2 protein-coding genes are annotated in these 6,000 nt (G+C 62.3%); both read left to right on the top strand.

What is annotated here, in order from left to right; translation table 11 throughout:
- On the top strand, positions 1 to 3,612 hold a 3,612-nt coding region (locus tag IDH44_RS04280; protein WP_190915019.1), incomplete at its 5' end, for a hypothetical protein.
- A gap of 121 nt (positions 3,613 to 3,733) precedes the next feature.
- A complete protein-coding gene (locus IDH44_RS04275; RefSeq protein ID WP_190915017.1) occupies positions 3,734 to 5,914 on the top strand; it encodes a helix-turn-helix domain-containing protein in 2,181 nt (726 codons plus the stop codon).
- Positions 5,915 to 6,000: the final 86 nt, after the last annotated feature.

Raw genomic sequence — 6,000 nt, 5'->3', positions numbered from 1 at the left:
GCGGCCAGCACCCCGGCGCCGGCCGCAGCAGCGCCCTCGATGGTGCCGCGCACCGCGACGGCGGCTCGGCTCGAGCTCGTCTGGGACGGGCTCGAGCCGGACCGGCGCTATGCCCGCTATCGGGGCGACGAGGCGGCGCAGGCGTACATCGAGCCGGACGGCATGCTGCCCTTCGCGGTATTGCCCTTCGACAGCTGGCGCTCCTGGCACCGCTGCAAGACCGCCGCGTTCACCGATACGCAGCGCGGTGTGACGGCGGGCGTATTTGCCGCGGATGCGGCGCAGTGGCAGGATGGGGAGTATGCGCTCTGGCGCTCCTCCGACACGCTGGCGCTCCGCTTCCGCTTCCAGGTGCCGACCGCGTCGTCTGCGTCGCAGGCCGAGGCCTTCCCGCCAGCGCTTCAATCGGGCGCACCTGCCCGCTCCGGCGCGACCGGAGACGCCGGAGCGGGCGGCTGGATCGGCGCGACCGGCGATATGGGCGAGGCTATACCGCGGCTGAGCTGGATCTACCCGCTGGCGTCGGGCAGCCGCAGCACGATCGTCGCGCTGTATGCCGAGGCGGATGAGCCGCGCGCATCGGGCGCAGCGCCCGGCGGTCAGCGGGCCGACTTCGAGTCGCGGATCGACGAGCTGTACCTGTGGCACGCCTATCTGCCGCTGGACAAGGTCAAGGACTGGGTGCTCGCCTGGGACGAGCCGCGGGAGGCGTACCCGCGCCTGTTCGATCCAGGGGCGCTGCCGGAGCCGACGCACTGGTGGTATTTCACCCGTCACGGCCGCCCGCAGCCGTCGGATATCGACGCGATGCTGGATGAGCTGTCCTACAGCTTCAACCGGCCGGTCGATTCGGCGCCGGTGTCGAGCCGCGAGTTCGCCTCCTGGCTGCCGATGCTCGACCTGGCCGCCGCGGACATGACGCCTGAGCAATTCCGTCGCGCCCAGGCGGCGAGCGCCATGATGGCCTACATGCGGGAGGATGAGAACCTGATGCCGACGCGCACGATGCTGGCCGGTCATCCGAACTTCCTCGCCGATATCAAGGCGGTGCCCGGCTATATGGCGGCCCTGTTCCCCAATCATCCGCATGCTGCGCGCTGGATCGCGGACGTGGAGCAGTCGTTCGCGCTCAATCTGAAGTATCACACACGCCCGAGCGTCGAGGCTTGGGGCGCCGAAGGCGGACGCTGGACCGAGAATCTCGGCTGCTATGTCTGGGCGGCGCTCGTGCCGCTGGTCCGCACCGCGTGGGTGCTGCGGCGCGCGCATGGCGCGGACGTGCTGCTCCATCCGAATCTCCGGGCGCTCGGCCGCTACTTGCTGGGGACGCTGAGCGCGCCGCTGTCAGGCGGACGCTCGTATCCGCCGCAGGGCGCGCACTCCGGCGTGCACGACGATCCGCAGCATCCGCCGTATGTGCTGCGCGTGCTGGGGGAGCTGCTGTTGCGCTACGATCCGCTGCTGGGCGAGCAGCTGCTGTCGGTGTGCCCGGTGGATTCGAAGGGCTTCGAATCGAGCGGCGGCGACGTATGGCGGCAGATGCTGTCCGGTCCGCAGCGAGACAACACCGGCACGCCGCCGCAGCTGCGCTCGCGCAAGTTCACGGGCTATGGCTATGTGCTGCGCGGCGCGGCGAATACCCCGAGCGAGCTATCGGTCTATCTGCAGCAGATCGACGAGGGGCCCAATTACCGCTGGGGCCGTGCGAGCGACGGCGGCAACGGCAACATTTATTACTACGCCGAAGGCAAGCGCTATTCCTACAATCGTCCCGAGGATGTCGGCGACGACAATATGGGAACCGGCGAGGGCAGCACGTCCTTCGGGGTGCTGTGCGGTCACGAATACCGCGGCATCGGCCGCAACGAGCTGACCGTACCGCTGCAGACGCTCGGATGCGCGCAGTATGCCAAGCTGCTGGCCGGGCCCCAGGGCGGACGAGGCTATCGCTCGCGCAGCGTCATCCTCTCCGGCAACGACTATATCGTCATCTACGACGAAGTGGCGGATATGCGGGTGAAGGGGCGCTTCTCCTGGTTCAACCACAAGGACGATCCGATGCCGGGCATCTATCAGATCAAGCCAGGCGCCCCGGCGGCGGCGGTCGTACCGGCCGCGCCGATCGATCATGCGCCGATGCTGCCGGGCACGTATCGCGGCCGCGGGTCCAATGGCTATCCCGACGGCTCGCGCGGGGTCTACTACGACGGGCAGGGCGACTTCCTGACGATCGTCACCCATCGGGAGCGGTGGCAGCCGCAGGTGATCGACGTGCGGCGGACGTCGTACGGGGCGATCGTGGAGCTGGGCAGCCGCATCGACCACGTGTTCCGCGACGCTTCGCCGATCCGCCATGCCGACCGCGACGGCCTGTGCTTCGACGGGCGTGCGGGCATCGTACGGATGTATGGACAGAGCCGGTTCGAGGCGGCCCTGCTGGAAGGGACGCGGATCGGCGCGGGCGGCGTGATCGCCGAGCTGCTGCCGGCGAGGCTCGACTCCGCTGGCGATTGGTCAGCTGAAGGAGATGCTGCGGCCCAGTCTGGAGCGGTATCGCCGGACGACAGTGTGCAAGCGGCTGTCTCCGAGACCTCGTGGGGTGGAGAGAGGCATGCGGCAGGCATAGAATTGTCGTCGAATCGAGCCGTGCGTGCGGCTTCCACGAAAGCATCGCTGAATCAAGCCGTGTATGCGGCTGGCACGAAGACAGCGCCGGGCGGGTTCGCCTTTGAATGCGCCGGCGGCCGACTGCACGGCCGCAGCAGCTCGCCGAGCCCGCTGCGCGTGAGGCTGACGCTGCCGCCGCTCCTGCGGGACGAGTCGTACCGATTGGTGGCGGACGGCGCCGATGTGCCGTTCGAGCGGAGGAGCGAGCCGGAAGGCGCGGTCGTGTTCGAGCTGCCAGCGGGCGACTGCCGCTGGGCATGGACGGATAGCGCAGCGACGCCTGCTGCGACGAGCTTCGCCGGCAGCGAATCGGCGAGCGGCGCGGTAAGGCTGCACTGGGCAGAGGCCGCGGGCGCGAGTGGCTACGCCGTCGCGCTCAGCCGCGACGGCGGTCGGAGCTGGCAGCCCGCCTGGGAGGGCGGCGGCTGCTCTTGCGAGCTGAGCGGTCTGGCGGACGGCGTCAAGCTCCATGCGCGCGTGCGCGCTGTGCATGGCGATGCCGCGGGCGAGTGGAGCGCGCCGTATCCGGTCTGTCCGACCGCAGACGCTCCGCCTGCCCCGGAGGGGCTCAGGCTGGCTCGCACGGACCGGGGCATTCGCGCCTCCTGGGGCGAGGTGCTCGGCGCCGGCCGCTACCGCTTGTATCGCAGCGTGGACGGGACCGACGGGGAGACGCTCGTCTACGAAGGGACCGCGCGTGCGTATGAGGACAATGATGCTGCCGCGCCCGCGCCCGTCTGCCGCTACCGGATCAGCGCATGCAACGGCAACGGCGAAGGTCCGAGCTCCGCGGCCCGCAATACGGAGCGCGGCGGCGCGATCGATTGGGACCCGCGGCCAGGCGAGGGCTTCCGGCGCTACATTCGCAGCCACGAATACGGCTTCGACGGCTTCGACTACTGGGCCAATGCGGCTCTGGGCGCGCTTCTGCCTTATCCGCGTTGAGATCTGCCCCTGCCTATTTTGATTAGGCAGGGGCTATTTTTATGCTTACGCGGCGGCCAAAAGTATGGGATAATGAAAGAGAAAGCGCTATCTTATAAAACTTTTGAAGGGGCGGTCCGGTTTGAACAAAAGCAGGACACCGACATTTGCGAAATTTTTGGTCTCCTATATGGTTGTTCTCCTGCTGCCCTTTTTGGTCGTCTGGTTTTTTTTGTATGCTCATTTCGAGCGGGTGCAGACCGAGCAGGTGTACGGCTCTGCGTTGAACGATCTGAACCAAATGAAAAATATCATCGAGTCCAACATAAACGAGACCTACAACATGGCTGCCAGAATTGCCGCGGAGGAAGAGCTGAGCCCGCACTATCTGCAAGAGTTTTATCATGTATACCGCTCGCAAAAATTGTTGAATTATACAACGGACAATGAATTTTTTTATAATGTGACCTATTACGTCAGAAATACCGATTATATGTATTCGGCCAGGACGACGTATACGCTGCCGATCTATTATCAGCTGCATGCGTATAAAAACTGGAGCTATTCTGAATTTGCGAGCGATATCAATGAATTGAAGCATCCCGTCCTGCGCCCTTCGGAAGAGGCCGTGATCGACGGAAGGAACGAAAACGTTGTGACGTATCTGGTCCCGATTCCGAATAACAGCGCTTCTCCATACGGCACGGCAGTATTTACGATTCGCGAGCAAAGCGTACGCGAGCTGTTCGCGCCGATGGTAGGGGAGGAAGGCGGCGATGTCGTCATTCTCGATGCCGGAGGGCGAGTCGTCATGTCGATGGCTGATACCTCTTATGTCGCCGAGGGCGTGCCGGAACAGCTGCTGCCCGAGAGTGGCAAGCAATTGGTTCAGCCATGGCAGGACGGAGACCGGAGGCTGATCGTTGCTTCCAATCATTCGGGAGAGACGGGCTGGACATTCATCCGATTCGTGTCGGCAGAGCAATTGATGAGCCCGATCAGTAAATTAAGAGAGCGGTCCACGGTTATTTTCGTTCTTATTTTGGTTCTGGGCAGCGCAATCGTCTATTCAATGATGTATATGAATTACAACCCTGTAAAAGCGTTGAAGCTTCAATTTCAGGATGTAAAGGGAAGACTGGACAAGCAGCGAGAGTTGAATCTGCCGGCGCTGCAGCAGTATTTTGCCAGAGGCTTGTTAAAGGGGAAATTTGACAGTCGGGCGATGTTTAACGCATCCGCGGTGGAAGCGGGTATGACGCTGCGCAGCGCGTCTTATTACGTCATCGTGCTGCAATGGGACCCGGGTGGCGTTAACGAGGCTTTCTTGTCGAGCGATTATGCCAAGCAATGGTTGGCGGTACTGACGGAACAAGAAGAAGGCTATTATGTGGAAATATTCGAGCACTACAAGCTGGCTTTAATCGTCTCAGAGCCGGCAGAGGCGTGTACGAGGGCGGGCTGGGAGTCCCGCCATCTTACGGTGTTTAATCGGACAAACGTTCAGGTTGCCATTGGGCTGGGCAATCCGTATCGGGAGCTGTCCGACATCGGCAAGTCGTACTTCGAGGCGTCTACCGCCTTGCAGCATCGGTGGATCAAAGGCAATCACAGCGTTATTATGTATCGTGAGATCGATCGGGATCAACCGGCGATCACCTGGTATCCGCAGCAGGAGCTCGAGCTGCTAACCGCTTCAATCAAGCAAGGTAGCACAAAAGCGATCCTGTCGTCGGTGGAGGCTTGTCTGGATAACATCAAGCGGAACAGCAGCAGCTTGTTCATGGCCAGATCGCTGTGCTACGAGGTTGTGAATACGTTGCTGAAAACGGTAATCGCCGTGCAGCCGAACCGGCTGCAGTCGGTCGTGCTGCCCGGCGTCTTGTCGCTGACCGATCTGGAAACATTCGACAAGCTGGAACAGACGGTCATGGATATTTCCGAAGAAGTATGCGCACAGTTGTCGGCCGCTATAGAAGACACGCCTTCGCAGGATGCTGACAAGCTGCTGCAGGCAATCTACGAGTATATCGGTCAGCGCTACTGCAGCTATGATTTTTCCGTACAACGAATGGCGGAGCACCTGTCGTTGTCGAGCAAATATGTGAGCAGCTACTTCAAGGAACGGTCGGGACAGACGGTAAGCGAATATGTGAATGAAATGAGACTGGCGAAGGCGAAGGAATTGCTGCGGACGACCAACAAACGAATTCAAGACGTTGTAATGGCGGTCGGCTTCTCGGATTCGTCCAGCTTCATCCGCAAGTTCAAGCAGGAGGTCCGATTGACGCCGGGAGAATACCGCAGGCTGCATGCGCGATAATTGAAGAAAGACGCTAAAATCTCCGGCAGCGCCGGAGATTTTGCATATTCCATATGCGTGGCGCCTGCATATCGTCGGTTCGGGCT

The organism is Paenibacillus sabuli (assembly GCF_014705605.1).
GTDB lineage: Bacteria > Bacillota > Bacilli > Paenibacillales > Paenibacillaceae > Paenibacillus_D > Paenibacillus_D sabuli.
The sequence above is the reverse complement of the archived record's forward strand: the minus strand, read 5'-3'. Positions and strand labels throughout refer to the sequence as shown.